Here is a 23648-nt window from a genome sequence, read left to right as displayed (position 1 = left end):
CGACGCTCACTGCTCCTTGCTGCAATCACGCGGCGTGATGCCTTTTTCCTTGGCATACGCCGCCGCCGACTCTTCCACCAGCGAGCGCACCAGTTCGCGGTCCGGTTCGATCCAGTCGGAAACGGGCACCCATTTCTCGCCGTCCCACTGCTGGAAGCGCACCCGACCAGAGCCCTCGTGGTCGGCGCACGACAGTGCCAGCGTCGGCATCAGGCCCTTCGCGCCGATCGCCTCCAGGCGTTTCTCGTCGAGCTTGAGGTTCTCCAGCGCCCAACGCATCTGCTCGCCGGTCACCGGCTTGCCCTTGCCGAACTTCTCCTGCGCGAGCCGAAGCGCTTCCACGTAGATGATGCCGTGCCCCACGCCACGGTTGTAATACACGCTGCCGACGCGCTTCGGATCCTGCATGTCGCCCTGCCCTTTGGCATAGACGTACTTCTGGATGTCCTGGATCACGGGGAAGTCGGTGCCCGCCGGATCGAAAGCCCCGGCCACGAACCCTTTGGCCGCCTCACCCGCCGGCACGACGTCCTCCTCGGCGCCGGCCCACCACCATCCCACGATCCGGTCGGCGGGGAATCCCGTACGTGCCGCGGTCTTCAGGGCCGTCGGGTTGGATACGCCGTAAGTGAGGAGAATCACGTAATCCGGCCGCATCTGCCGGATCTGCAGCCACTGCGCCTGCTGCTCGTTGCCGGGCATGGCCACGGCGATCTTCTCGGTGGTAAATCCCCACTTCTGCGCCAAGCGGTCGAGCACGGGGAACGGCTCCTTGCCCGGGGCGAAGTCGAGGTAGAGCACGGCGATCTTCTTTCCCTTGAGCTTGTCCATCCCGCCCTCACGCTGGCCGAGATAGCCGACGATGGCGGATGCCTGCGACCAATAGGTGGCGATCATGGGAAAAACCCAGGGGAAGACGCGCCCGTCGGCGGTATCCGAACGACCGATGCCGATCGAGAGCAAGGGGATTTTGTCCTGGGCCACGCGTTCGAAGACGGCGAAAGTGATGCCGGTGGAGACGGGAGCGAAGAGCACGTTCTGCTGCTCGCCGTGTTGCTTCAACCGCTCGTAGCACTCCACGCCGCGCGCGTTGTTGTATTCCGTCTCGCACTCCTGCCACACGAGCTTGACGCCGTTCACGCCTCCGTCGCGCTCATTGATGAGCTTCATGTAGTCGATCCAGCCGCCGAAGACCCCCGTACCGCCGGCCGCGTACGATCCGACCCGGTAGCTCGGCAGGCCAATGTATTGTTCCGCCGCCTGCGCCGCGCTTCCCGCCGCCCCCCAGACGGTGGCCACCGCCATCGCCGTCAGCCATGCTTTCTTCAATTTCATCGCCATGCCTCCTTTTGGTGTGGTAAAACCCCCGCGCCGCGCGCCGCCTCCCTCAATGAGGGAAAGGCCACAGGCGCAGTTTCTCCTTGCCGATCTGCCACAGGCGGGTGAGGCCGTGCGGTTCGACGATCAGGAAGAAAACGATCAGCACGCCGAACACGATCAACTCCAGGTTCGAGGCGAGCGTGGCCGGGACGAGCACCCCGACCGAAGTGTGCATCAGCACGTTGAGCCCGACGGGCAGCAAGAGGATGAAAGCGGCGCCGAGAAAGGCCCCCAGCACCGAACCCATGCCGCCGATGATGATCATAAAGAGGATCTTGAAGGAAAGATCCAGCCCGAAGCCATCGGGCTCCACCGTGCCGAGATAGGTGTAGGCGTACAGCCCGCCGGCGATGCCGCAGTAGAAAGAAGAAACGGCGAAGGCGAGCAGCTTGGTCTTCATGAGCGGGATGCCGATCACCTCGGCCGCCACGTCCATGTCGCGCACCGCCATCCATGAGCGGCCCGTGTTGGTGCGCGCGAGGTTCTTCGCCGCCAGGGCGAGCAGCGAGACGATGGCGAGCGTGAGCAGATACTTGCGCGCCGGCGTGTCGAAGGCAAACCCCAGGATCTCGATGCGCTGCGCCGAGATGATGCCGGAGGAAGAATAGTTGGAGAACCAGGGAAACTTGGTGAGCGCCCAGACGATGAAGAACTGCGCCGCGAGCGTGGCCATGGCGAGGTAGAAGCCCTTGATGCGCAGCGAAGGCAGCCCGAAGACGACCCCCACGGCCGCCGCGCTCAGGCCGCCGAGAACGAGTCCCGCCAGGAAAGGCAGCCCGTCGAGGCGCAGAAGGAAATTGTACGTGGCATACGCCCCCACGGCCATGAACGCGCCGGTACCCAGCGACAACTGCCCCGCGTAACCGGTGAGGATGTTGAGCCCCAGTGCGGCGAGGGCGAAGACCAGTACCGGCGTGAGCACCGCCTGCAGCCAATATTCGCTGGCCACGAAGGGCGCGACGAAGAAAGCGGCCACGACGAGCGCCGCCATCACGATCCGGTCCTGCTTGATCGGGAAAATCTGCTGATCTTCCTCGTAACTCGCTTTGAACTGCCCCGCCTCGCGATAGATCATCCCCCATCCCTCCCCATACCGTCAGACGCGGTCGATGTGTTTTTCACCGAAAAGCCCCTCGGGCCGGATCAGCAGGAAGACGAGCGCCAGCACGTAGGGGAACCACGAATCGATCCCGCCGCCCACGTAAGGTCCGAGATACACCTCGGCCAGTTTCTCGCTCGCCCCGATGATGAGCCCGCCGACGATGGCACCGGGCACCGAAGTAAGCCCGCCAAGGATCAGCACCGGCAGCGCCTTGAGCGCCGTATAGGTGAGGGCGAACTGCACGCCGTTGCGCGCCCCCCATACCAGCCCGGCCACGATGGCGACGAACCCCGCCACCGCCCACACGATCACCCAGATGCGCTGCAGCGGAATGCCCACCGACAGCGCCGCCTGGTGGTCGTCGGCCACCGCCCGCAGCGCCCGCCCCACCTTGGTGTATTGGAAGAAGAGCGCGAGCACCGCCACCAGCACGCCCGCCACCACTGCCGCGCTGAGATCGAACTTGGAGATCATGAGGTTGTAGCGTTCGAGCAGCCACATCACCGGCTCGTCGGCAATGCCCAGATCGAGCCCATGCACCGCCGCCCCCCACGTCCCCTGCGCCACGCCCTCGATCAGATAGCTCAGCCCGATGGTGGCCATGAAGAGCGTGATCGCAGGCTGATTGACCAATTTGCGCAACATGAAGCGCTCCACCACCCAGGCAAGCAGCACCATGGCCGCTGCCGTGAGCGCCAATGCCGCCCAGAAGACGGGGGAAGCGTCGGGAGAGGCGCCGAACCAGCGCGCCAGGCGATCGGAGAACCCGACGAAAGTGAGTGCGGCGAAGAAGACCATCGCCCCTTGGGCGAAGTTGAGCACGCCGGACGCCTTGAAGATGAGCACGAAACCCAATGCCACCAGGGCGTAGAGCATCCCCGCGAGCAGCCCGCCGATGAACACTTCCAGAAAGAATTGCATCGTCCCTTCTCCCTCAGTGGGCCGCGCCGCCGAGATAGGCCTCGATCACGACCGGGTCGTTGCGCACCTCATCGGGTGGCCCATCGCCGATCTTGCGTCCGTAGTCGAGAACCACCACCCGGTCGGAGATATCCATCACCACGCCCATGTCGTGCTCGATGAGCACGATGGTGGTCCCCAGCTGTTCGTTCACGTCGAGGATGAAGCGGCACATGTCCTGCTTCTCCTCCACGTTCATGCCGGCCATGGGCTCGTCGAGCAAGAGAAGCGAAGGCTCCGCCGCCAGCGCCCGGGCGAGCTCCACCCGCTTTTGCAGGCCATAGGGCAGGCGCCCCACCGGCGTCTTGCGGATGTTCTGGATCTCGAGGAAATCGATGATCTCCTCGACACGGCGCCGGTGCGCGATCTCCTCGCGCCGGGTCGGCCCCCAATAAAGGGCGTTCCACAGGAAATTGCGCCGCATCATGAGGTTGCGCCCGGTCATGATGTTGTCGAGCACCGTCATGCCCTTGAAGAGTGCGATGTTCTGGAACGTGCGGGCGATGCCCTGCGCCGCCGCCTCGTGCGGGTTCATCCGCCGCCGCTCCTGGCCACGGAAGACGATACGCCCCTGCTGCGGGTGATAGACGCCATTGATGACGTTGAGCATGGAGCTCTTGCCCGCCCCGTTGGGACCGATGATGGCGCGGATCTCGCCCTCGCGCACGTCGAAACTGATGTTGGTGAGCGCCTTGACCCCGCCGAACGACAGCGAGATGTTCTGCAGATCGAGGATCACGTCGCCAATGACTCGCGCCATTTCCTCCTCCTTCAAGCGTGCGAGCGCGGCGAGGGCGGGAAGACCTTCGCGTCGCGGATGCGCACCTCGGCGGCGATCTTGCCGGTACGCCCGTCTTCGTACTTGACCGCCGTCTCGATGTATTGGCTGTCCTTGCCGGCGTAGAGCGCCTCGACCAGCACGGCGTACTTCTCGGAAATGAAGCGCCGGCGCACTTTGCGCGTGCGGGTGAGCTCCTCGTCGTCGGCGTCGAGCTCCTTGTGCAGGATGAGGAAACGCCGGATCTGCGAGCCGCTCATCTGCGGATCGTGGCTCAGGTCTTCATTGATCTGCTCCACGCACTGCTGGATGAGATCGTAGACGGCCGGCTGCTGCGCCAGATCGGTGTAGCCCGAATAGGCGAGCCCCCTGCGCTCGGCCCAGTTGCCCACCGCCTCCAGGTCGATGTTGATGAAGGCGGTGACATAGGGGCGATCGTGCCCGAAGGCCACCGCCTCCTTGATGAGCGGAAAGAACTTGAGCTTGTTCTCGATGTAATTGGGCGCGAACATCGAGCCGTCCTGCAGCCGCCCCACGTCCTTGGCCCGGTCGATGATCTTGAGGTGCCCATCCTCGTCGAAGAAACCCGCATCCCCCGTCATGAAATAGCCTTCCTCGTCGAAGGCCTCGGCGGTGTCCTGCGGCCGCTTGTAATAGGCCTTGAGCAGCATCGGGCCGCGCACGCGGATCTCGCCGTTGTCGGCGATCTTCACCTCCACCCCCGGCGCGGGTTTGCCCACCGAGTCGAGCTTGACCTCGCCGTCGGGCTGCAGGCAGACGTAGGCGCAGGTCTCCGTCTGGCCGTAGAGCTGCTTGAGGTTGATGCCGATGGAGCGGTAGAAACGGAAGAGATCCGGCCCGATCGCCGCCCCGGCCGTATAGGCCACGCGCAGGCGCGACAGGCCCAGCACGTTGCGCAGCGGCCCATAGACCAAAATCTCGCCCAGGGCGTAGTGCAGACGCTGCAGCAGCGGCACAGGGCGCCCTTCGAGAATCTGCACGCCGCAGCGCTCGGCCACCTTCATGAAATGGCGGAACATCGCCTGCTTCAAGCGCCCGGCATCCTCCATCCGGATCCACACCTGGGTGCGCAGGTTCTCGAACACGCGCGGCGGCGCGAAGTAGTACGTGGGACCGATCTCGCGCAGGTCGGTCATCACCGTCTCGCTCGACTCGGGGCAGTTGATGGTGAATCCGGCCGCATAGGCTTGGGCATAGGAAAAGAGGTGATCCCCCACCCAGGCCATCGGCAGATAGGAGAGCACTTCCTCGTCGTCGGTGAGGCGGTCGAACTGCACTCCGCCCATGCCGGCGAAGAGAAAAGCCCGATGCGTCTGACACACCCCCTTGGGCTTGCCGGTGGTGCCCGACGTGTAGAGCATCACCGAAACGTCGTCGCTCGCCCCCTTCTCGATTTCCTCGTCGACGAAATGCGGCTGGTTGCGATCATGGATGCGCCCCGCCTCCAGGAGCTCGTCCAGCCCCTGCAGCACCGGCAAGGTGTAATGGCGCATGCCGCGCGGATCGTCGTAGAAAATGCGCTCGAGCGAAGGCAGGCGATCGAGGATCTCGAGGAGCTTGTCGACCTGCTCCTGATCCTCCACCACCGCCATCTTGACCTCGGCATCCTGCAGCACGTAGGCCATCTCCTCGGCGATCGCATCCTGGTAGAGCAGCACCGGGATGCCGCCCAAGCATTGCGCCGCGGCCACCGCCAGGTAGAGGCGGGGCCGGTTGTCGCCGACGATGGCCAGACGGTCGCCGCGCCGGAACCCCGCCTCGGCCAACCCGCAGGCGAGCGCGCGCACCTGGGCGTAGCACTCACCCCACGTATAGGTCTGCCAGATGCCGTATTCCTTCTCGCGGATCGCCGGCCGGTCGGCACGCACGCGGGCGTGATGCCGCAGCAAGCGCGGAAACGTCTCCAGACCCGGAATGATCGCAGGGGCATGCGGTTTCGCGCCCTCGGCCATGCCAACCCTCCTCCAATCCGATGAGTGTGTGCCCCGCCGTCGTTCTCTTTTTTCGGCGGGGCCGTCTCCCTCCACTCGACGGCTGCATTGTGCCGACGAAGTTTTGCAAGGGTTTGTCACAAACGTAACGCGAATGTAACGGTGAGCGCCCGCAGATCCCCGTGCACGCGAAATAGCTTTTTGCACTTGATACTGATTATCGTTTACTATATCATTTGCAAATAAACGTTTCGCGAACCGAGCCATGACCCAAGAACCTCACCGCGTCCTTCCACCTTGGGCGATCCTCGCCGCCCTATCGCTGCACGGCGCGGTCCTCTATGCCGGGGCACGCGCCCTGCCCGAAGCGCAGACGCTCCCCGTCGCCCCAACCATGACGATCGCCTGGGTTGTTCCAGCGCCGGATCCTGCCCCTGCGGCGACGCCGGCCTCCGCCGTCGAACCTGCGCCGGCCGTCGAGCCCACGCCAGCCCCGCCCAAGGCGAAAGCCCCCAGCCGCACGCCGGCAAAGCCCCGTGCTCCTGCCAGATCCAGCCCGCCGCCGACACACGCGGAGAGTGCGGCCGCAACCTCGTCCGTCGCGGCAAACGAGGCCGCGGGCGATCCTGCTCCCGCTGCGGACACGGCGCCAGCCGCCCCCGCGCGCGGCAATACCGGAAGCACGGAAGCCACTCCTTTCACGGAACCGCGCTTCGACGCCGCCTATCTCGCCAATCCGCGCCCCTCCTATCCGCCGGTATCGCGCCGGCTCGGCGAACAAGGAAAAGTGATCCTGCGCGTGCTGGTGGGTGCCGACGGGCTGCCGCGCCGCGTCGAGCTGGAGCGCTCCTCCGGCTACCCCCGGCTCGATCGGGCCGCGAGCGAAGCCATCGAGCGCTGGAAATTCGTCCCAGCGCGCCGCGGCGACACACCGGTCGAAGCCACGGTGCTCGTGCCCATCGCCTTTTCCCTTTCTTCTTCCTGACCCTTGCGGAGCCTCACCCATGAACGAATCCATGCTGCATTTCTTCGCCCAAGGCGACGGCGTGAGCCGCTTCATCTTCTTGCTACTCGCGCTGCTCTCCGTATCGAGCTGGGCCGTGATCCTCGCCAAGACGGCGCTGCATCTGCGTCTATCGCGGCGCGCCGCCCGCTTCCTGCGCCGTTTCTGGAACGCGGACGATCTGGCCGAGATTGCGCGCGAGCTCCGAGAGCACGGCGCGCTCGACCCCGCCTCGCACCTCGTGCATCACGGCCTCGAGGTGCTCGAACGCCTCGAGCGGGCCGATGAAAACGCCACCACGGCGCGCACCGGCCCCCTCGGGGATCGCGGCGAACCGCAGGAACTCCTCACCCGGGCCTTGCGCCGCGCCATCGACGAGGCCCGCGCCCGCGACGAAGCCGGCATGACGCTGCTCGGCACCACCGCTTCCAGCGCCCCCTTCATCGGGCTCTTCGGCACCGTCTGGGGCATCTACCACGCCCTGCAGGCGATCGCCGCCAGCGGCAGCGCCTCGCTCGACAAGGTGGCAGGCCCCATCGGCGAAGCGCTGGTGATGACCGGTTTCGGCCTCGCCACGGCGATCCCGGCCGCGATCGCCTACAACGCCTTCAGCCGCGCCCAGCGCCGCCGCACGCAGGAGCTGGAAGCCTTCGCCTATGACGTTTACACCTTCCTCGTCACCGGCATCAAGCGCCCGGCGACCCGGCCCGAGCCCGCCGTCGTCGCGCTCGATTCCGATATGTCCCGCCCCGCCCGCAAGACCGCTTCCTGACGGAGATTCCCCCATGGCCTTCGCCCGACTCGACAGCACCGGCGACACTGAACCGATCAGCGAAATCAACATGGTGCCCTTCATCGACGTGATGTTGGTGCTGCTCATCATCTTCATCGTCACTGCCCCCTTGATGACCCACGCGGTGAAAGTCGACCTGCCGCAAGCGAGCAGCGCCCCCGACACCCAACGCGACGAGGATCGCCTGCGCCTGCGGCTCGACGCCGACGGGCAGACCCTGCACTGGAACGACGAGGCGATCGACTGGGCGGCGCTGGAGCCGCGACTCGCCGAACTCACGCCCCAAACCACGCTGGAACTGCAGGCCGACCGCGCCACCCCCTACGAGGCCATCGCCCGCCTGATGGCCGCCGCCTCGCGCCACGGCCTGGCGAAGATCGCCTTCGTGACGCTTCCCGGCGAACCCGCTCCCTGAAAAACGACGATTTTCCCCAACCCCAAGGAGTGTTTTCGATGTCGACCATTCCTCCGCACGAGCCCCAGCCGCAAGCGGAAAACGCCGCGCTTCTGCGCCCCAAGGTGCTGCCGCTGGGCGCGGCGATGCTCATCGGCCTGGGCGCGGCACAGCCCGCGCTCGCGCAAAGCGCGGAATCAGGCGCTGCCGACGCCCAGGTCCTGCCCACCGTCACCGTCACCGACGAAGCCCCTGCCGAAACGGAGGGCTACCTCAAGCGCACCACCCGCGTGGGCAAGACACTGCAGGACCCCCACGAGATCCCGCAGGCGATCACCATCCTCACGCAGGACCTGCTCGAAGATCAGCAAGTGGGTTCCTTGCGCGAGGCGCTGCGCAACGTCTCGGGGCTCACCTTCAACGCCGCGGAAGGCGGCCGCTCCGGCGACAACATGATGCTGCGCGGTTTCTACACCTTCGGCGACATGTACCTCGACGGCATGCGCGACACGGCGCAATACAACCGCGAGACTTTCAACCTCGAGAGCGTGGAAGTGCTGCGCGGCGCCGCCGCCATGCTCTACGGCCGCGGCCAGGCGGGTGGCGTCATCAACCAGGTGAGCAAGACGCCGTTGCCCGTCGACAAGTACAAGCTCACCGGCTCGGTCGGTACCGAGGACTATCGCGAGGGCACGGCCGATCTCAACAAGACCCTGGGTGAGAACTCGGCGCTGCGCGTCAATCTCATGAAACGCGTCGAAGGCAGCTGGCGCGAGAACCCCGCCAACGGTGACGAACCGGGAATCGATCGACAAGGCGCGGCCGTGAGCTACGTCCACGGCATGGGCACGCGCGACGAGCTGCTCTTGTCGCATTATTATCTGAAGACGCGCGACACTCCCGACTACGGCGTCCCTTTCGACTCGACCACCAAGCGCCCCCTCAAACGCTACGGATCTTCGGCTTTCTGGGGCACCGACGACACGTTCGACGACTCCGACACCAACATTTCCACCGCCACCTACACCCACCGTTTCCAACCCGGTACCGAGTGGCGTACGAGCGTTCGCTTCGCCGACTACGACCGCACTTATTGGGCACTCGCTCCGTCGGCCGCCAATCCACCGGCCGCCACGGGTTGGAGCGGCGGCTCCAAGACGCGCAACTACGACTATCAGACCGTGGCGCTGCAATCCGACCTCACCCACAGTTTGACGATCGCCGGCATGCGACACGAACTGCTCGCCGGTTTCGAGTACCTCAAAGAAGACGGCCATTGGAAAGCACTGCGTAATCTCGGCTGTACCGGCAAAGCCTCACCCTCCTGTGCGCCCTACTATCGCCCTGGCATCGAAGATCCCAAGGCGATCGCCACCGACTTCACCGGCAACAGCTACGCGCTGCTCGCCCAAGACACGATCGAATTCCTGCCCCAGTGGAAACTCACCCTGGGGGTGCGCCGCGACGAACTCGATGCCGATTACAGCCACGCAAACTCACCGCACCTCGACTTCGGCGAGAACAGCTACCGCGCCGGCCTGTCGTGGCTGCCCAGCGAGAATCAGCATTACTATCTTTCGTGGTCCGACAGCTTCAGCCCCACCGCCGACCTCTACCAGCTCTCCGGCGGCGAGTATCCGCCCGAGCGCAGCGACGTGGTCGAGCTCGGTGCCAAGTGGATGCTCTTCGAAGGCAACCTCTCGCTGCGCGCCGCCCTCTACCGCGCCACCAAGGAGTGGGAGCGCAACCAGGACTTGGAATCGACCGGGGCCGTCCTCTCGCGCAAGCGCCGTACCGATGGGCTGGAACTCGAAGCCGCCGGCCGCATCACCGAGCGCTGGGAAGTTTTCGCCGGCCTGTCCCTGATGGACGCCGAGATCCTCAAAGTAGCCCCCGGCGCCGATCCGCGTTTCAAGGGGGAACGGCCACGCAACACGCCCGACTACACCTTCAACCTGTGGACCACTTACCGCTTCATGCCTCACTGGAAAGCCGGTCTGGGCGCCGAGACCAAAGGGGAACGCTATGGCTACAGTCCATCGGCGGCGAAAGGACCCTTCGTGAACGGCAAGTTCTCGCCCAATGTCGCTCCCTCCTACACCCGCTGGGACGCCATGCTCGCCTACGAGCAACCTTCCTACACGGTGCGCCTGAACGTGCGTAACCTCTTCGACAAGGTCTATTATGATGCCATCTACGACAACGGCGGATTCGTCGTGCCCGGGCCGGATCGAACGGTGATCCTCTCGGCCGAGTTCAAGTTCTGAGCTTTCGGCGGGGCGCGAAGCCCCGCCTCTCACGGAAAATGCCATGCTCCTGACGATCGACGAAGTCCTCTCCGCCGCGGAAGTCGACCATGCCCGGGCACTGCTCGCGCAGGCGCGCTGGATCGATGGCCGCAGCACCGCCGGGCCGCTCGCCCGCGAAGTCAAGAACAACCAGCAGATCGCCGAAGACTGCCCCACCCTCGCCCCCCTGCGCCAGCTGGTACTGCAGGCGCTCGAGCGCGAGCCGCTCGTTTTTTCGGCCGTCCTGCCGCGCGACATCTTCCCGCCGCAGTTCAACCGCTATCGCGCCGTCGGCGAAGGCGAACGCTACGGGCCCCACGTCGATGCCGCCATCCGCCTCGTCGGCGAACGAAAACTGCGCACCGACGTCTCGGCCACTCTCTTTTTCAGCGCACCGGAGGAATACGACGGGGGTGAGCTCGTCATCCACGACCTCTTCGGCACGCAGCGCGTCAAGGGCAAGGCCGGCTCCATCGTCATCTACCCCGCCAGTTCGCTGCACGAAGTCACGCCGGTCACCCGGGGCGAGCGGCTCGCCTCATTCATGTGGTTCCAGAGCCTGGTGCCCGATCCGGTCGAACGACGGTTGCTCTTCGAGCTCGACATGGCCACCCTGACACTGCGCAGCGAACACGGCGAAGGGGAACTCGCCGCCCGATTCTCCACCCTCTATCACAACCTGCTGCGGCGCTGGAGCGTCTAGCCGTGTCTGGCACTCCTGCGCCCGTGTGCGCCGAAGACTACCTCGAGCTCGCGCAACGGCAGCTGCCGCCGGACGTCGCCGCGTACCTCTTCGGTGGGGCCGAAGCCGAACTGGCGGCGCGGCGCAACCGCGAGGCGCTGGACGCTGCCACCCTCATCCCCCGTTTCGTGCGCGAAACGCCTCCCGCCCCGCCTAATGGGCCAACCCTGTTCGGCCGGCGCCACGCCTTGCCGCTGCTGCTCGCGCCGATCGCACACCAGCGGCTCTTCCATCCCGACGGCGAGGCGGCGAGCGTCCTCGCAGCGCTGGCGCAGGGTGTCACGCCCATCGTCTCCAGCCTGGCGAGCACCCCCTGGCCGCAACTGCGCCAGCTCGCCGAAGAAGAACCGCTGTGGTTCCAGATCTACTGGCAGGGCGATCGCGCCGCCACCGCTCGGCTCATCGAGCGCGCCGCGGCGCTGCGTCCAGAAGCCTGGATGATCACCCTGGATGCGCCCATCGGAGGCTTGCGCTGGCGGTTGTGGCGCAGCGGTTTCCGCCTGCCGCCGCAGGCAGCGCCGGCAAACCTCGACCCCCAGGCGCCGACACAGCGCACGCACGACCTGGCGGCCCTCCTTGCCCTCGCGCCGACACGCGATGATCTCGCCTGGCTGCGCGATCATGTGCGGCAGCCCCTTCTTGCCAAAGGCGTGCTGCACGAAGAAGACGCCGACGCATTGGCGCGGCTGGGTTACGACGGCCTCGTCGTCTCCAACCACGGCGGACGCACCTTCGACGCCGCCCCCGCGAGCCTTGCACGGCTTTCCCCGCTCGCACGAGCCACGGGCAAACGGATGACAATCCTCTTCGACGGGGGTGTGCGCCGCGGCAGCGACGTCGCCAAAGCCTTGGCACTGGGCGCGTCGGCCGTGCTCGTCGGCCGCCCCTACGTGGCAGCGCTTGCCCTAGAGGGCGCGCACGGCGTCGCCCGCTGCCTGCGCTTGCTGCGCGACGAGTACGCCGCCGTCGCCGCCCTGCTGTAACGACGCCAGACTGCGAAGCGCTTCGCCCTTGGTGCACGGCGTTCGTTCGGCCAGCAGCGCGAGCATCGCCCGCTCCCAGAAACGGCGCGAGCGCTCGTGGCGCATATCCACCGGATGCAATCCCAGTCGCAGCCAGGGACGGTCCGCGCCGCGTCTCAACCAGCGCTCATTGACCAGCTGCGAGACGAGCCGCCGCCAGCCGCTGCGGGCGCTCCACACGAGGCTGGGCGCCTCGATCGGGCGCCACTGCCTGTCCGTGCGTGCATATACCCGCCGCGGCGAACTGGTATAGCGCAAGGGCGTACGCGCGAGCGCGCGCCAGGCGCCTTCTCCCAGAAGCCAACCCGGCGCGACGAAACCCTCCACCGGCCAACCCAGGCGCGCGAAGAGCGCGAGGCCCCGTTCGAGCCGTGCTTGGGCCTCATCCTCGGGGATCGCCGCGAATTCCCCCTCATGGGTGAAGATGCGCCGGCGCACGAAGTCGATCGGTCCATGACAGGGCAGCCCGTCGGCATGAAAATACCCGTGCAGCACTGCCTCGCCGCCGCGGGCCAGCTCCCGCTCGATCGCGGCACAAAAGCGCGGCTCCCGGTCGAACGTCCCTTGTCCGTGGTAGTCGGGCACGAGAAGGAGCGTGAGCGGCACGCCCCAGGATGCCGCTTTGGCCGCGAAGTCCGCATACAGCGGCCACGTGGCCGGTGCCACGTCGTGCAGGACCACCGAGAAGCACGCCTTCATCGCCCCCCCTGCCAGGCATCGACCACTTCCGCAGCCACCGGCACCGGCAGCAGCGAGGGTACGCCGCACAGGGCACGGTAGTGCTCCAGCAGTCCGGGAAGCACCGCCGGCCAAGCGTAACGGCGCTCCACCCAGGCGCGCGCCTGCCGCCCGGCCTCTTCGAGATCGACCTCACGGACGAACTCACGCACCGTCTGCGCAAACACCGCCGCATCCAGACGCGGAGCGATCCGGCCGGCCTCGGGCGGCACCAGTTCGGACACGGCCCCGCCGGCCACGCCGACTACGGGAATGCCGCTCGCCATCGCCTCGAGCACCACCAGGCCGAAGGTCTCCTGATTGCCGGCATGGACGAGCAGATCGGCACTGGCAAGAATACGGGCGACGTCTTCACGGCCAACGAAGCGGTCGACCACGGTCACGTTTTCCGGCACCCGCCGCGGCATGGCGCTCCCGACGAGCAGCAGATGGAAATCTTCACCCAAGAGCCGCGCCGCCGCGAGCAGCACGTCGAGGTTCTTCTCGCGGGCACCGCGGCCGGCGAAGACCATGAGGCAGCGCGATTGAGGGATACCCAGCTCGGCGCGCAGAGCGTGGTCGCGCCGCGCCGGCGAGAACGCGGCCGTATCGACGCCCAAGGGTTGGGCGATCGCACCCTCCACGCCGATCGCCGCCAGATGCTCCACCATGGTACGGCTGGGCGTGAGCACCCGGTCGAATCGCCGGTAGAGATGACGCACATAGGCGGCCGCCGCACGCCCCCAGGCGCGGCCGAAGCGTCGCTCGACGAGGCGGGGAAGATCCGAATGGTAGAAGCCGATCACCGGCACGCCCAACCGCTCCCCGGCAGCCAGGGCCGCCCAAGCGGGAACGTAAGGATCTTCCGCCTCGATCACGTCGGGGGCCAAGGCAACGAGGCGATCTTCCCACGGACCAGGGCGCAAAGGGAATCGATAACCGGTGGAGAAAGGAATGGGCCAGGCCGAGATCGCCTCGCAGCCGAGCGCGGACCGATCTTCAGCGCCCGGAACCACCAAGGTATGCCGCACCCCCTCGACCGAAGAGAGAAAGCGCCGCTTCGACTCCAGATACGTCCGCACGCCCCCGCTCGCTTCCGAGTAGAACAACGTGACGTCGGCAAGATGCATGAGCTGTCCGGTTGGCAGAAAATTTCCGCGAGTGTAACGCCGAAGGGCACGAACACGCCACCCCATCTGCACAGAATCCCTTGCATTCCGCCTCGACCCGACTATCCTGAAATAGGATCATCTTATCGTCCGACCACCTCGAGGAGACTTGCCATGCCGCTCCCCATCCGCCGTTTCCTGCCCTGGTTCCAAGCCCTGTCGTTGGCCCTCGCGCTCGGTTTCACCTCCAGCGTATGGGCTGCCACCACTCAGGAAGAGCTCGTGCGCGACGCGCGCGAGGCACTCGAAACCCTGCGCAAGATCAACCCGGCTGCCGACGCCATCGCCAAGTCGGCCAAGGGAGTACTGGTCTTTCCCAACATCATCAAGGCCGGTCTCGTCTTTGGCGGAAGCTATGGCGAAGGCGTACTCTTCGTCAATGGTAAGGTACGAGGGTTCTACAATTCCGTCTCCGCCTCGTGGGGTTTGCAGCTCGGGGCGCAGAGCTATGGCTATGCCCTCTTCCTCATGACGGATAGCGCCCTCAAGTACCTCGAAGAAAGTCACGGCTGGGAACTGGGTACGGGCCCGACCCTCACCGTGGTCGACGAGGGGCTGGCGAAGAACCTCTCGACCACCACCTTGCGTGACGACGCCTACGCCTTCATTTTCGACCAACAGGGGCTCATGGGTGGCATCAACATCGAGGGCACGAAGATCACGCGGATCAAACAGCCCTGACCGATTGACATCCCGAAACATCTTCCATGCGCCGCTCCCGGTATAAATAAAACGTGTAAATCACCAAGAGGAGCGGCTATGAAACGAATCTTCCTTGTCACGTTTGCCACTTCCGTCTTGAGTCTGTTGGGCGGGTGTGCCACGTGGGATCATATGTCGCCCCGCGAGAAAGCCGCCGTGGGCGGTGCCGCCGTGGGCGGCGTGGTCGGGGCGGCAGTCTCCGAAGGACATCTGCTCGGCACCGTCGGCGGGGCCGCCATCGGTGGGCTCATCGGCGATCAGATCGGCAAGTGATTCAAGAAGGGGACGATTCTTCCCTTTCCGCCGCTGGCGTCGCCTCCGATGGCGGCGCCAGGCGCGTCACCAGCAGCTGGTCGATACGATAGTTGTCGATATCGACCACCTCGAAGCGATAGCCCTTGTATTCGAGCGCATCAGTGCGCTTGGGCACCTTGCGCAAGTGGTACATCATGAAGCCGGCGATGGTCTCGAAGTGCTCCGAGCCCTCGAATTCATCGATGCCGAGCACCTCGGCCACCTCGGCGATGGGGGTGAGCCCGTCGAGCAGCCAGGAATCGGCATCGCGCTGCACGATCATTTCTTCGCGCCCCACCACTGGATCGACCGCGACCACGGTGTCCATCACGTCACGCAGGGTGAGAAGACCAACGACGATGGCGTATTCATTGACGATGAGAGCGAAATCCTGCCCCGCGCTGCGAAAGCGCTGCAGCGCCTCGAGCAGCGTGAGCGTATCGGGGAAGACCAACAAATCCCGCACCACCATCTCGGCGGTGAGCGAGACCTTTTCCCCATCGATGATCGCCAGGAAGAGATCGCGCGTATCGACGTAACCCACGGGTCGATCGAGCGAGCCGTCGCAGACGGGAAATTTCCCGTGCGGATGATTGCGCAGTTTCTTGCGGATGCTCTCCTCGGCCTCCCCCACCAGCAGATACACGATTTCGTCACGCGGTACCATGGCGGTGCGCACCGTGCGCTCGTCGAGCTCGAAGACACGCGTCACCAGTTTCTGCTCTTCGGCGAGCAGCGTCCCGGCCCGGGTAGCGGCATCGGCGAGCGCCACGATTTCATCGACGGTGACCTCCTCACGACGCCGCTCCGGCGCACCGGCCACGCGCAGCACGGCGGAAGCGAGCGCGTCGATCGCCCACACCAAAGGGTGCAGCAGGCGCATGAGCAGCGTCATCGGCGGAGCCACCACCAGGGCGATGCGCTCGGGGGAGAGCAGCGCGAGGCGCTTGGGGACCAGGTCGGCGAGCACGACGAAGAGCAGCGTCACGGCGAGAAAGGCGATGGAGGAGGCGACCGAACCGGCGTATTCTGGAGGTAAAACGAGGACGATGAGCGGTTCGAGCGAGGGCGTGATCGAGGATTCGCCCACCGCCCCGGCGAGGATGGCGACGCCGTTCAGGCCGATCTGCACCACCGTAAAGTAGTGCCCCGGCTGATCCTGCAGGTGCAAGACCCGTTTCGCCGCGAGGTTGCCCTCCTTGGCCAACATTTCGAGGCGCACGCTGCGCGAGGCGGCAAGCGAGATCTCCGCCAGCGAGAAGAACGCACCCGCTAGCACGAGCAACAGCAAGACGAAGACGATGGTCATGATGAATTTTTTTCTCTCGTAACGTATTCATTATAGCGAGGAAGCCCCAAGGCACCGGGCGATATAATGAAGCACGGTCATGAGGAACGATGGTGATGGACACGATCCTGCTCGTATATTGCACGGCCCCCGATCCCGACACGGCCCGTGAGCTTGCCCGCACCCTCGTCGAGGAGCGACTCGCCGCCTGCGTCAACGTCCTTCCCGGCCTGCGCTCGCTCTACCGCTGGCAGGGCAGGGTGCACGAAGACGCGGAAACCCTCTTGCTCATGAAGACGACCGCCGCGCGCTACCCGGCGCTGCAGGAGCGCCTGCGTGCGCTGCATCCCTATGAACTCCCGGAAATCGTCGCGGTCTCAGTGTCGGCGGGGCTGCCCACCTACCTGGAGTGGGTCGCCGCGCAGACATTGCCCGTTCCCGAGGATCCTGCATGAGTCGCCTTCGCTCCCGGTTACGCCTGTCATACGTCCTGCTGTCCTTGCTCATCCTCTTCGCGCCGCTCCTCGCCCGTGCGGCCGATCCGGTGCCGCCGGAAGAAGCCTTCGTCCCGCATGCCTGGCGCGGGGAGGAGCACTCGATCGTGGTCGACTTCGCCATCCGCGAGGGGTACTACCTCTATCGGGACAAGCTGAAATTCACCGCCACGGCTCCTGCCGGTGCGCAGCTGCAAGCCCCTCGCCTGCCTCCGGGCGAAGCCAAGCAGGACGAATTCCTCGGCAACGTCACCGTCTATCGCGACCGGGTCGCCATCCCGCTGGCCTTCGAGGGAGTAATGCCGCAACGTCTGCGCCTCACCTACCAAGGCTGCTGGGACGGGGGCATCTGCTTTCCGCCGGTGGTCACCGACCTCGAGGTAGCCGCCGCCCCGCCTGCCACCAGTTTGCTCCAGCGGCTGCGCGGTGCCGTAGAGAGGTCCCCGGTTGCGACCTCCGAAGCCGCGCCGCCCGCGAGCACGCTGCCGGGCGACGAGAGCGGACGGCTGGCACAAGCGCTCGCCGGGCGTCACTGGGCCCCCATGCTCGCCACCTTTTTCGGCCTGGGGCTGTTGCTTGCCTTCACCCCCTGCACCTTTCCCATGATTCCCATCGTCTCCGGCATCATCGTTGGAAGCAAGGAACACGTCTCACGCGGACGGGCTTTCGGGTTATCGCTCGCCTACGTCATGGCCATGGCCGCCACCTACGCGATCGCCGGAGCGCTCGCCGGACTCTCGGGAACGCTCCTCTCGGCCGCTCTGCAAACCCCCTGGGTGCTGGGAGGCTTTGCGCTGGTGTTCGTACTGCTCGCCTTGTCGATGTTCGGCCTCTACGAGCTGCAGTTGCCTGCCTCCTGGCAGACCCGGCTCGATGCCACGGCCGGACGCCTGCCGGGAGGGCGCTATCTCGGCGTCGCGCTCATGGGGGCGATCTCGGCGCTGGTGGTCGGCCCCTGCGTGGCCGCGCCGCTCGCCGGGGCGATGCTCTACATCGCCCGCACGGGGGACGCCTGGCTCGGCGGCTGGGCGCTCTTCGCCTTGGGTCTGGGGATGGGGGCACCCTTGCTGGCAGTGGGCCTGGGAGCCCGTGAGCTGCTGCCGCGCTCCGGACCCTGGCTCAAAGGCGTAAAGCGCATCTTCGGCGTGCTGATGCTGGCGCTCGCCTGGTGGATCGTGCGGCCGGTGGCACCGGATTGGCTGTGGCTGCTCGGCTGGGCGCTGCTCGCGCTGGGCTCCGGCGTCTTCCTGCATGCGATCGACCCCCTGCCTCCGCAAGCGTCGGCCATACGGCGCTTGGGCAAGGCCCTGGGACTCGCCCTTGCCACCTACGGCATCGTCGCCCTGGTGGGGCTGTTGGGCGGAGCACGCGACCCGCTGCAGCCGCTCGCCCTGCGTCTGTCGGCAGCCTCTTCCGCCCCGGCGCCGGTGCAGCAAGTCCCCACCGTGCGCTCGCTCGCCGAACTGGAATCGGCGGTGCGCGCAAGCGATCGCCCCGTGCTGGTCGACGTGCGCGCCGACTGGTGCGTCTCCTGCCTGGAATTGGAACACGTGACCTTGGACGATCCTCGCGTGCGCGAGCGCCTCGCCGACGTGACCCGCCTCGGCGTGGACGTCACCGCCGCCGACGAATCCGCCCGTGCGCTGCTGCGCCACTTCGAGCTCTTCGGGCCGCCGGCCCTGCTCTTCTTCGCGCCCGGCGGCAAAGAGCATGGCGAGCTGCGCGTGGCCGGCTACCTCGGACCCGACGAACTGCTGCCGCGGCTCGAGCGCTGGCTGGGGCGCTAGCCGCCTTCGAGCATCGCGCGCAAGCGCGCAAGCCGCGCTTTGGCGTCTTCCTTGGCCACGGGCTCATCGCGCCGCCGCATCTGCACCCCCTCGCCCATCTCGGCGATGAAACGCGATGGCTCCACGCTGCGCCACTCCTTGCCCTCACGCCGGCGCTCGCACCAGGTGATCGTCAGGCTGCGCTGCGCGCGCGTGATGCCCACGTACATGAGCCGGCGCTCTTCCTCGACCCGTTCTTCCTCGAGACTCGTCTGATGCGGCAGGATGCCCTCCTCCACGCCGACGAGGAAGACGTGCTTGAACTCCAACCCCTTGGCCGCGTGCAGGGTGGCGAGTTGCACCGCGTCGGCATCGTCCTCGCCGTCGTCGAGCCGGGCGACGAGGTTGAGCGTCTGCGCAAGCTCCAATAGCGTTTTTCCTTCCTCCTCGCCCTTGCGCCCAACCCAGGCGGCGAAGTCGCGCAGCGAGCGCGCCCGGGTCTCGGCCTCACGTGCCTCGCCGTGCGCGAGATACCAGCCTTCGAGGTCGATCGCCGCGAGCAGCTCTTCGAGGAGCCGGGCGGCTGGCTCGCGTTCGGCCCGCCAGCGCAGCCGATCGAGGAATTCGGCGAAGGTACGAAGGGTCTGCAGCGCCGCGGCCGGCACGTGCGCCGCCGCGCCCTCTTCGCGCAGCGCCGCCGACAGGCTCAGGTGGCGCAGGCCAGCGTAGCGCGACAGGGCCTCGATGCTCGCCGGGCCGATGCCGCGCCGTGGCGTGGTGATGGCGCGCACGAAGGCCGGGTCGTCGTCCTCGTTGAGCAGCAGCCGCAGGTAGGCCATGACGTCGCGGATCTCGACGCGATCGAAGTAGGATTGCCCGCCGGTGAGGGTGTAGGGGATCTTGTGCTGGCGCAGGGCCTGCTCGAAGAGCCGACCCTGGTGATTGCTGCGGTAGAGGATGGCATAGTCGCGCCAGCGGCCGCGGTGCTGGAAGCGGTGGGCATCGAGCCGCGCCGCCACCCATTCGGCCTCGTGCTCGGGATCACGGCAAGCGAACACGGTGACCGGTTCGCCCTCGCCGTGCTCGGACCACAGGCGCTTGTCGAACAGCTTGTCGTTGTGCGCGATCAGGGTGTTGGCGGCGGCAAGGATGCGCCGGCTGGAGCGGTAGTTCTGCTCCAGCTTGATGACCCGCAGCCGGGGATAATCCTGGGCGAGCAGCCGCAGGTTCTCGACGTCGGCGCCGCGCCAGCCGTAGATCGCCTGATCGTCGTCCCCCACGGCGGTGAAGGCTTCGCGCGGCCCGGCGAGCAGCTTCAGGAGTTCGTATTGGGTGCGGTTGGTGTCCTGGTATTCGTCGACGAGGAGGTAACGCAGCCGGTTCTGCCAGCGCTCGCGCACCTCGGCATCGCGCCGTAGCAGGCGCAGGGGCAGCAGGATCAGGTCGTCGAAGTCGACCGCGTGGTAGGCGCGCAGCGTGCGTTCGTAGTCGCGGTAGGCGGCGGCTGCGGCGGCAGCGAGTTCATCGCTGGCGAGCTGCTCGGCCTCCTCCGGTTCGATCGCTGCGTTCTTCCATTGCGAGATGCGCCAGTGCAGCTGGCGCACGATGCCGCGCTCGGCCGCGGGCAGGAGCTCGGCAAGTACGTTCTGCGCGTCGGCCGGATCGAGGATGGAGAAGCGCGGCTTGAGCCCGAGGTGCGGCGCCTCCTCGCGCAGCAGGCGCACGCCGAGCGCATGGAAGGTGCTCACGGTGAGCCCGCCGGGGAGCCGCCCGCCCAGGAGCACCGCCACCCGTTCCTGCATCTCGCGGGCGGCCTTGTTGGTGAAGGTAATGGCGGCGATGTGCCGGGGGGCGAGCCCCACCTTTTGGATGAGGTGGGCGATCTTGTGGGTGATGACGCGCGTCTTGCCGCTGCCGGCCCCGGCAAGCACCAGGCAGGGGCCGTCGAGGTGGGTGATCGCCGCGCGCTGCGCCGCATTGAGCTCCATACGCGCCGGGTCAGGCCACGCCCGCTTCCTGCGCCTGGCGGTCGGCCCAGTAGGAGGAGCGCACGAGCGGCCCGCAGGCGGCATGACGGAATCCCAGGGCGAGCGCCTCGCGCTCGAAGGCGGCGAAGGTCTCGGGTGGAACGTAACGCTCCACCGGCAGGTGTCCGGACGAAGGCTGCAGGTACTGGCCGATGGTGAGCATGTCGCAGCCGTGCGCCCGCAGGTCGCGCATCACCTGCACGATCTCCTCGTCGGTTTCGCCCAACCCGACCATCAGGCCAGACTTGGTCGCCACCTCGGGATGGCGCGCCTTGAATTCCGCCAACAGCCGCAAGGAATGGGCATAGTCGGCCCCGGGGCGTGCCTGGCGGTAGAGCCGGGGCACGGTTTCCAGATTGTGGTTCATCACGTCGGGCAGATCCTGGGCGAAGGCTTCCAGCGCCGCCTCCAGCCGGCCACGGAAGTCCGGCACCAGCACTTCGATGCGGGTGGAGGGGGAGTGTGCACGCACGGCACGGATGCAGGCGGCGAAGTGCGCCGCGCCGCCGTCGCGCAGGTCGTCGCGGTCGACGCTGGTGATGACCACGTAGCGCAGGCGCATGGCCGCTACCGTGTGCGCGAGATGCTCGGGTTCGGCCGGATCCGGCGGCAGCGGCTTGCCGTGGGCCACGTCGCAGAAGGGGCAGCGGCGCGTACAGACGTCGCCCAGGATCATGAAGGTGGCCGTCCCCTTGCCGAAACACTCGTGGATGTTGGGGCAGGAGGCTTCCTCACACACGGTGTGCAGCTGATGGGCGCGCAAAGTGGCCTTGATTTGCTGGAAGCGCTCGGCCTCTTCACCCCCGGCCAGGCGCACGCGGATCCACTCGGGTTTGGGCAGCGGCGCCTTGGGGACGATCTTGATCGGAATACGAGCGGTTTTCCGGGCGCCGCGGGCTTTCTCGGGGGCATCGACGGGTCGGTCCATGATCGGCTCCTTTCAGGGAGAGGGCGGGGCCCAGGGGTCGGGAGTTTCGCTCCAGGCAAGCGGCCCGAGCCAGGTCTGCAGCGGTTCGAGCAAGCGCTCGGCGGTCTCGCGCACGCTCCAATCGATGCCGTGATCGCGCAGGCGGGTGGTGGCAAGCCCCGAATAGCCGCAGGGATTGATGCCGGCAAAGGGCGAGAGGTCGAGGTCCACGTTGAGTGAGAGTCCGTGGTAAGTACAGCCATTCTTCACCCGCAACCCCAGAGCGGCGATTTTGGCGCCGGCGAGATAAACGCCGGGGGCGCCCTCACGCCGCACGCCGTGCAAGCCGCAGGCGGCGAGCAGATCGATCACGCTCTGCTCGATGTGGTGCACCAGGGCGCGCACACCCAAGTCACGGCGGCGCAGATCGAGAAGAAAATAGACGACGAGCTGACCCGGACCGTGGTAGGTGATCTGCCCGCCGCGGTCGATGTGCACCACGGGAATCCCCGACGCACGCCCCTGGGGCAGCAGGTGCTCGGGACGACCGGCGAGCCCCAAGGTATAGACGGGCTCGTGTTCGAGGCACCACAACCGGTCGGGGGCATCGCGCCCGCGCTCGGCGGTGGCGCGCTGCATGGCGCGCCACACCGGCTCGTAGGGCTGCCGACCGAGCCAGTGAACCGACGTAGGATTCACCAACGCTTGAGCCACAGCACCAGTGCGTCCCAGGCGCGGCCGAACCAGCCCGCCTGCGGCACGTCGTCGAGCGCCACCGCGGTGAGCGTGGTGAGCGGCTTGCCCTCGACGGTGACTTCCACCCGGCCCACCGGCTGCCCCTTGCTCACCGGCGCGAGCAGCGGCTCTTCGCCGACGAAGCGCGCCTCGGCGTGCTTGGCGTCTTCGCGCGGCAGGGTCAGCACCACGTCAGAAGTGAATCCCACGGGAACCTCGCGTTTGGTCCCTTTCCACACGCGCAGCGTGGCCACCGTCTGGTTGGCGTCGTAGAGTTTGACGGCGTCGAAGAACTGGAAACCGTAATTGAGCAGCTTCAGCGATTCCTGAACCCGAACCTCATCGGAGGATGCCCCCAGCACCACGGCGATGAGCCGCCGCCCCTCGCGCTGGGCCGAAGAAGCCAGGCAGTAGCCGGCGCTGGCGGTGTGTCCGGTTTTGATGCCATCGACGCTGGGGTCGAGCCACAGCAGCCGGTTACGGTTGGGCTGACGGATGCCGTTGAAGACGTATTCCTTTTCCGAATAGATCTTGTAGAACTGGGGAAACTCGTCGATGATGGCGCGTGCGAGCAGCGCGATGTCGTGCGCACTCATGTAGTGCTGCGGATCGGGCATGCCGGTCGCGTTCGTGAAGTGGGAATTCTTCATGCCGAGTTTCTTCGCCGCCTCGTTCATGAGGGCGGTGAAGGCCTCCTCGCTGCCGGCGACCGCTTCGGCCAGGGCTACGGAAGCATCGTTACCCGATTGGATGATCATGCCACGCAGCAATTGCTCCACCGTGGGCGTCATCTTGGGATCGATGAACATGCGCGAACCGCCCATCTTCCACGCCGTGGACGAGACGGGAATGCTTTGGTCGAGCCGCAGACGCCCATCGCGCAGTGCGCCGAAGACGACGTAAGCGGTCATGAGCTTGGTGATAGAGGCCGGTTCGGCCGGTTGGTCGGCATCCTTGCCGGCGAGCACTTCGCCGGTGCGCGCGTCGATCAGAACCCACTGCCGGGCATTGAGGGTGATGGGCGGCACCACCGCCTGCGCCGCTGTCACCCAAAATACCAGAAAGAACGCAAACAAAGCCTGAATCGTCCGAGGAAACCTCACGCTCCGACTCCTACGATACATTGCGAAGCACC

General features: G+C 66.4%; 22 protein-coding genes. 10 read left to right on the top strand and 12 right to left on the bottom strand.

Going from position 1 to position 23648, the window contains the following annotated elements; genetic code table 11:
* Positions 1-6: 6 nt before the first annotated feature.
* The 5 genes from H607_RS0110860 to H607_RS0110840 are packed head-to-tail and all read right to left on the bottom strand — an operon-like array spanning position 7 to position 6193.
* Positions 7-1335, bottom strand: a complete 1329-nt coding sequence (locus tag H607_RS0110860) for an ABC transporter substrate-binding protein (protein WP_028875451.1) — start codon at positions 1333-1335, stop codon at positions 7-9.
* Positions 1336-1387: 52 nt separating this feature from the next.
* Entirely contained in the window at positions 1388-2455 is a 1068-nt protein-coding gene (locus H607_RS0110855) for a branched-chain amino acid ABC transporter permease (protein WP_028875450.1), read from the bottom strand.
* Positions 2456-2476: 21 nt separating this feature from the next.
* Positions 2477-3403, bottom strand: coding sequence for a branched-chain amino acid ABC transporter permease (locus H607_RS0110850; RefSeq protein WP_028875449.1), 927 nt, complete (start codon positions 3401-3403; stop codon positions 2477-2479).
* 13 nt (positions 3404-3416) lie between these two features.
* Positions 3417-4202, bottom strand: coding sequence for an ABC transporter ATP-binding protein (locus H607_RS0110845; protein ID WP_051240847.1), 786 nt, complete (start codon positions 4200-4202; stop codon positions 3417-3419).
* An 11-nt stretch (positions 4203-4213) separates the two neighbouring features.
* A complete protein-coding gene (locus tag H607_RS0110840; protein WP_028875447.1) occupies positions 4214-6193 on the bottom strand; it encodes an AMP-dependent synthetase/ligase in 1980 nt (659 codons plus the stop codon).
* A gap of 244 nt (positions 6194-6437) precedes the next feature.
* Between H607_RS0110840 and H607_RS13725 the strand changes: the two genes are divergently transcribed.
* Genes H607_RS13725 through H607_RS12775 form a run of 6 tightly spaced genes read left to right on the top strand, consistent with a single transcriptional unit; the run spans position 6438 to position 12375 of the window.
* A complete protein-coding gene (locus H607_RS13725; RefSeq protein ID WP_051240846.1) occupies positions 6438-7157 on the top strand; it encodes an energy transducer TonB in 720 nt (239 codons plus the stop codon).
* 19 nt (positions 7158-7176) lie between these two features.
* Positions 7177-7947, top strand: coding sequence for a MotA/TolQ/ExbB proton channel family protein (locus H607_RS0110830; protein WP_028875446.1), 771 nt, complete (start codon positions 7177-7179; stop codon positions 7945-7947).
* 13 nt (positions 7948-7960) lie between these two features.
* Complete coding sequence (locus H607_RS0110825) at positions 7961-8383, top strand: ExbD/TolR family protein (protein WP_028875445.1); 423 nt, start codon at positions 7961-7963, stop codon at positions 8381-8383.
* A gap of 38 nt (positions 8384-8421) precedes the next feature.
* Positions 8422-10629, top strand: a complete 2208-nt coding sequence (locus H607_RS0110820; RefSeq protein WP_051240845.1) for a TonB-dependent receptor — start codon at positions 8422-8424, stop codon at positions 10627-10629.
* Positions 10630-10672: 43 nt separating this feature from the next.
* Positions 10673-11353 carry a Fe2+-dependent dioxygenase gene (locus H607_RS0110815; protein ID WP_028875443.1) on the top strand — a complete coding sequence of 227 codons (681 nt, stop codon included), beginning with the start codon at positions 10673-10675 and terminating at the stop codon, positions 11351-11353.
* 2 nt (positions 11354-11355) lie between these two features.
* Positions 11356-12375 carry an alpha-hydroxy acid oxidase gene (locus H607_RS12775; protein WP_157381300.1) on the top strand — a complete coding sequence of 340 codons (1020 nt, stop codon included), beginning with the start codon at positions 11356-11358 and terminating at the stop codon, positions 12373-12375.
* Here H607_RS12775 and gpgD read toward each other — a convergent pair.
* Together gpgD and gpgS are read right to left on the bottom strand one after the other, a co-directional pair.
* Positions 12298-13113 carry an N-acetylglucosaminyl phosphatidylglycerol deacetylase gene (gene gpgD / locus H607_RS12770; RefSeq protein ID WP_083962039.1) on the bottom strand — a complete coding sequence of 272 codons (816 nt, stop codon included), beginning with the start codon at positions 13111-13113 and terminating at the stop codon, positions 12298-12300. The genes H607_RS12775 and gpgD overlap by 78 nt on opposite strands.
* The gene (gene gpgS, locus H607_RS12765) at positions 13110-14261 is read right to left on the bottom strand and encodes an N-acetylglucosaminyl phosphatidylglycerol synthase (RefSeq protein ID WP_037990323.1); all 1152 of its coding nucleotides are present in this window, start codon (positions 14259-14261) and stop codon (positions 13110-13112) included. The genes gpgD and gpgS overlap by 4 nt, the downstream gene beginning before the upstream one ends.
* Positions 14262-14414: 153 nt before the next feature.
* Here gpgS and H607_RS0110795 point away from each other — a divergent pair, with 153 nt between their 5' ends.
* Positions 14415-14981 carry a lipid-binding SYLF domain-containing protein gene (locus H607_RS0110795; RefSeq protein ID WP_028875442.1) on the top strand — a complete coding sequence of 189 codons (567 nt, stop codon included), beginning with the start codon at positions 14415-14417 and terminating at the stop codon, positions 14979-14981.
* A 78-nt stretch (positions 14982-15059) separates the two neighbouring features.
* The gene (locus H607_RS0110790; RefSeq protein ID WP_028875441.1) at positions 15060-15275 is read left to right on the top strand and encodes a glycine zipper 2TM domain-containing protein; all 216 of its coding nucleotides are present in this window, start codon (positions 15060-15062) and stop codon (positions 15273-15275) included.
* A gap of 1 nt (position 15276) precedes the next feature.
* Here the strand turns inward: H607_RS0110790 and paeA are convergent, their stop codons facing one another.
* Positions 15277-16605: a polyamine export protein PaeA gene (gene paeA / locus H607_RS0110785; RefSeq protein ID WP_037990318.1), complete on the bottom strand. Its 1329-nt coding sequence runs from the start codon at positions 16603-16605 to the stop codon at positions 15277-15279.
* A gap of 95 nt (positions 16606-16700) precedes the next feature.
* Here paeA and cutA point away from each other — a divergent pair, with 95 nt between their 5' ends.
* Positions 16701-17039: a divalent-cation tolerance protein CutA gene (cutA, locus tag H607_RS0110780; RefSeq protein ID WP_028875439.1), complete on the top strand. Its 339-nt coding sequence runs from the start codon at positions 16701-16703 to the stop codon at positions 17037-17039.
* On the top strand, positions 17036-18865 hold the full coding sequence (dsbD, locus tag H607_RS0110775; RefSeq protein ID WP_037990316.1) for a protein-disulfide reductase DsbD: 1830 nt from the start codon (positions 17036-17038) through the stop codon (positions 18863-18865). Before cutA ends, dsbD begins: the two co-directional genes overlap by 4 nt.
* On the opposite strand, the gene H607_RS0110770 is transcribed toward dsbD, so the two are convergent.
* From H607_RS0110770 to H607_RS0110755, 4 genes are read right to left on the bottom strand one after another with little or no spacing between them, the layout of a single operon-like run.
* Entirely contained in the window at positions 18862-20832 is a 1971-nt protein-coding gene (locus H607_RS0110770) for a UvrD-helicase domain-containing protein (RefSeq protein ID WP_028875437.1), read from the bottom strand. The genes dsbD and H607_RS0110770 overlap by 4 nt on opposite strands.
* Positions 20833-20842: 10 nt before the next feature.
* The gene (lipA, locus tag H607_RS0110765; RefSeq protein ID WP_028875436.1) at positions 20843-21799 is read right to left on the bottom strand and encodes a lipoyl synthase; all 957 of its coding nucleotides are present in this window, start codon (positions 21797-21799) and stop codon (positions 20843-20845) included.
* A gap of 12 nt (positions 21800-21811) precedes the next feature.
* Positions 21812-22477 (bottom strand): lipoyl(octanoyl) transferase LipB, encoded by a 666-nt coding sequence (lipB, locus tag H607_RS12760; protein WP_083962037.1) that lies wholly within the window; start codon positions 22475-22477, stop codon positions 21812-21814.
* Positions 22474-23616, bottom strand: coding sequence for a D-alanyl-D-alanine carboxypeptidase family protein (locus tag H607_RS0110755; protein WP_211218557.1), 1143 nt, complete (start codon positions 23614-23616; stop codon positions 22474-22476). Before H607_RS0110755 ends, lipB begins: the two co-directional genes overlap by 4 nt.
* Positions 23617-23648: the final 32 nt, after the last annotated feature.

It is taken from the genome of Tepidiphilus margaritifer DSM 15129, from assembly GCF_000425565.1.
GTDB lineage: Bacteria > Pseudomonadota > Gammaproteobacteria > Burkholderiales > Rhodocyclaceae > Tepidiphilus > Tepidiphilus margaritifer.
The sequence above is the reverse complement of the archived record's forward strand: the minus strand, read 5'-3'. Positions and strand labels throughout refer to the sequence as shown.

Excerpts from the sequence above, each read along its gene's own strand:
- H607_RS0110815 (WP_028875443.1), top strand. The coding sequence starts at position 10,673 with ATGCTCCTGACGATCGACGAAGTCCTCTCCGCCGCGGAAGTCGACCAT.
- H607_RS0110860 (WP_028875451.1), bottom strand. The coding sequence starts at position 1,335 with ATGAAATTGAAGAAAGCATGGCTGACGGCGATGGCGGTGGCCACCGTC.
- H607_RS0110770 (WP_028875437.1), bottom strand. The coding sequence starts at position 20,832 with ATGGAGCTCAATGCGGCGCAGCGCGCGGCGATCACCCACCTCGACGGC.
- H607_RS0110795 (WP_028875442.1), top strand. The coding sequence starts at position 14,415 with ATGCCGCTCCCCATCCGCCGTTTCCTGCCCTGGTTCCAAGCCCTGTCG.
- H607_RS0110850 (WP_028875449.1), bottom strand. The coding sequence starts at position 3,403 with ATGCAATTCTTTCTGGAAGTGTTCATCGGCGGGCTGCTCGCGGGGATG.
- H607_RS0110830 (WP_028875446.1), top strand. The coding sequence starts at position 7,177 with ATGAACGAATCCATGCTGCATTTCTTCGCCCAAGGCGACGGCGTGAGC.
- gpgD (WP_083962039.1), bottom strand. The coding sequence starts at position 13,113 with ATGAAGGCGTGCTTCTCGGTGGTCCTGCACGACGTGGCACCGGCCACG.
- cutA (WP_028875439.1), top strand. The coding sequence starts at position 16,701 with ATGGACACGATCCTGCTCGTATATTGCACGGCCCCCGATCCCGACACG.
- gpgS (WP_037990323.1), bottom strand. The coding sequence starts at position 14,261 with ATGCATCTTGCCGACGTCACGTTGTTCTACTCGGAAGCGAGCGGGGGC.
- H607_RS0110790 (WP_028875441.1), top strand. The coding sequence starts at position 15,060 with ATGAAACGAATCTTCCTTGTCACGTTTGCCACTTCCGTCTTGAGTCTG.
- paeA (WP_037990318.1), bottom strand. The coding sequence starts at position 16,605 with ATGACCATCGTCTTCGTCTTGCTGTTGCTCGTGCTAGCGGGTGCGTTC.
- H607_RS0110825 (WP_028875445.1), top strand. The coding sequence starts at position 7,961 with ATGGCCTTCGCCCGACTCGACAGCACCGGCGACACTGAACCGATCAGC.
- H607_RS0110845 (WP_051240847.1), bottom strand. The coding sequence starts at position 4,202 with ATGGCGCGAGTCATTGGCGACGTGATCCTCGATCTGCAGAACATCTCG.
- H607_RS0110855 (WP_028875450.1), bottom strand. The coding sequence starts at position 2,455 with ATGATCTATCGCGAGGCGGGGCAGTTCAAAGCGAGTTACGAGGAAGAT.
- H607_RS13725 (WP_051240846.1), top strand. The coding sequence starts at position 6,438 with ATGACCCAAGAACCTCACCGCGTCCTTCCACCTTGGGCGATCCTCGCC.
- H607_RS0110820 (WP_051240845.1), top strand. The coding sequence starts at position 8,422 with ATGTCGACCATTCCTCCGCACGAGCCCCAGCCGCAAGCGGAAAACGCC.
- H607_RS0110840 (WP_028875447.1), bottom strand. The coding sequence starts at position 6,193 with ATGGCCGAGGGCGCGAAACCGCATGCCCCTGCGATCATTCCGGGTCTG.
- lipA (WP_028875436.1), bottom strand. The coding sequence starts at position 21,799 with ATGGACCGACCCGTCGATGCCCCCGAGAAAGCCCGCGGCGCCCGGAAA.
- dsbD (WP_037990316.1), top strand. The coding sequence starts at position 17,036 with ATGAGTCGCCTTCGCTCCCGGTTACGCCTGTCATACGTCCTGCTGTCC.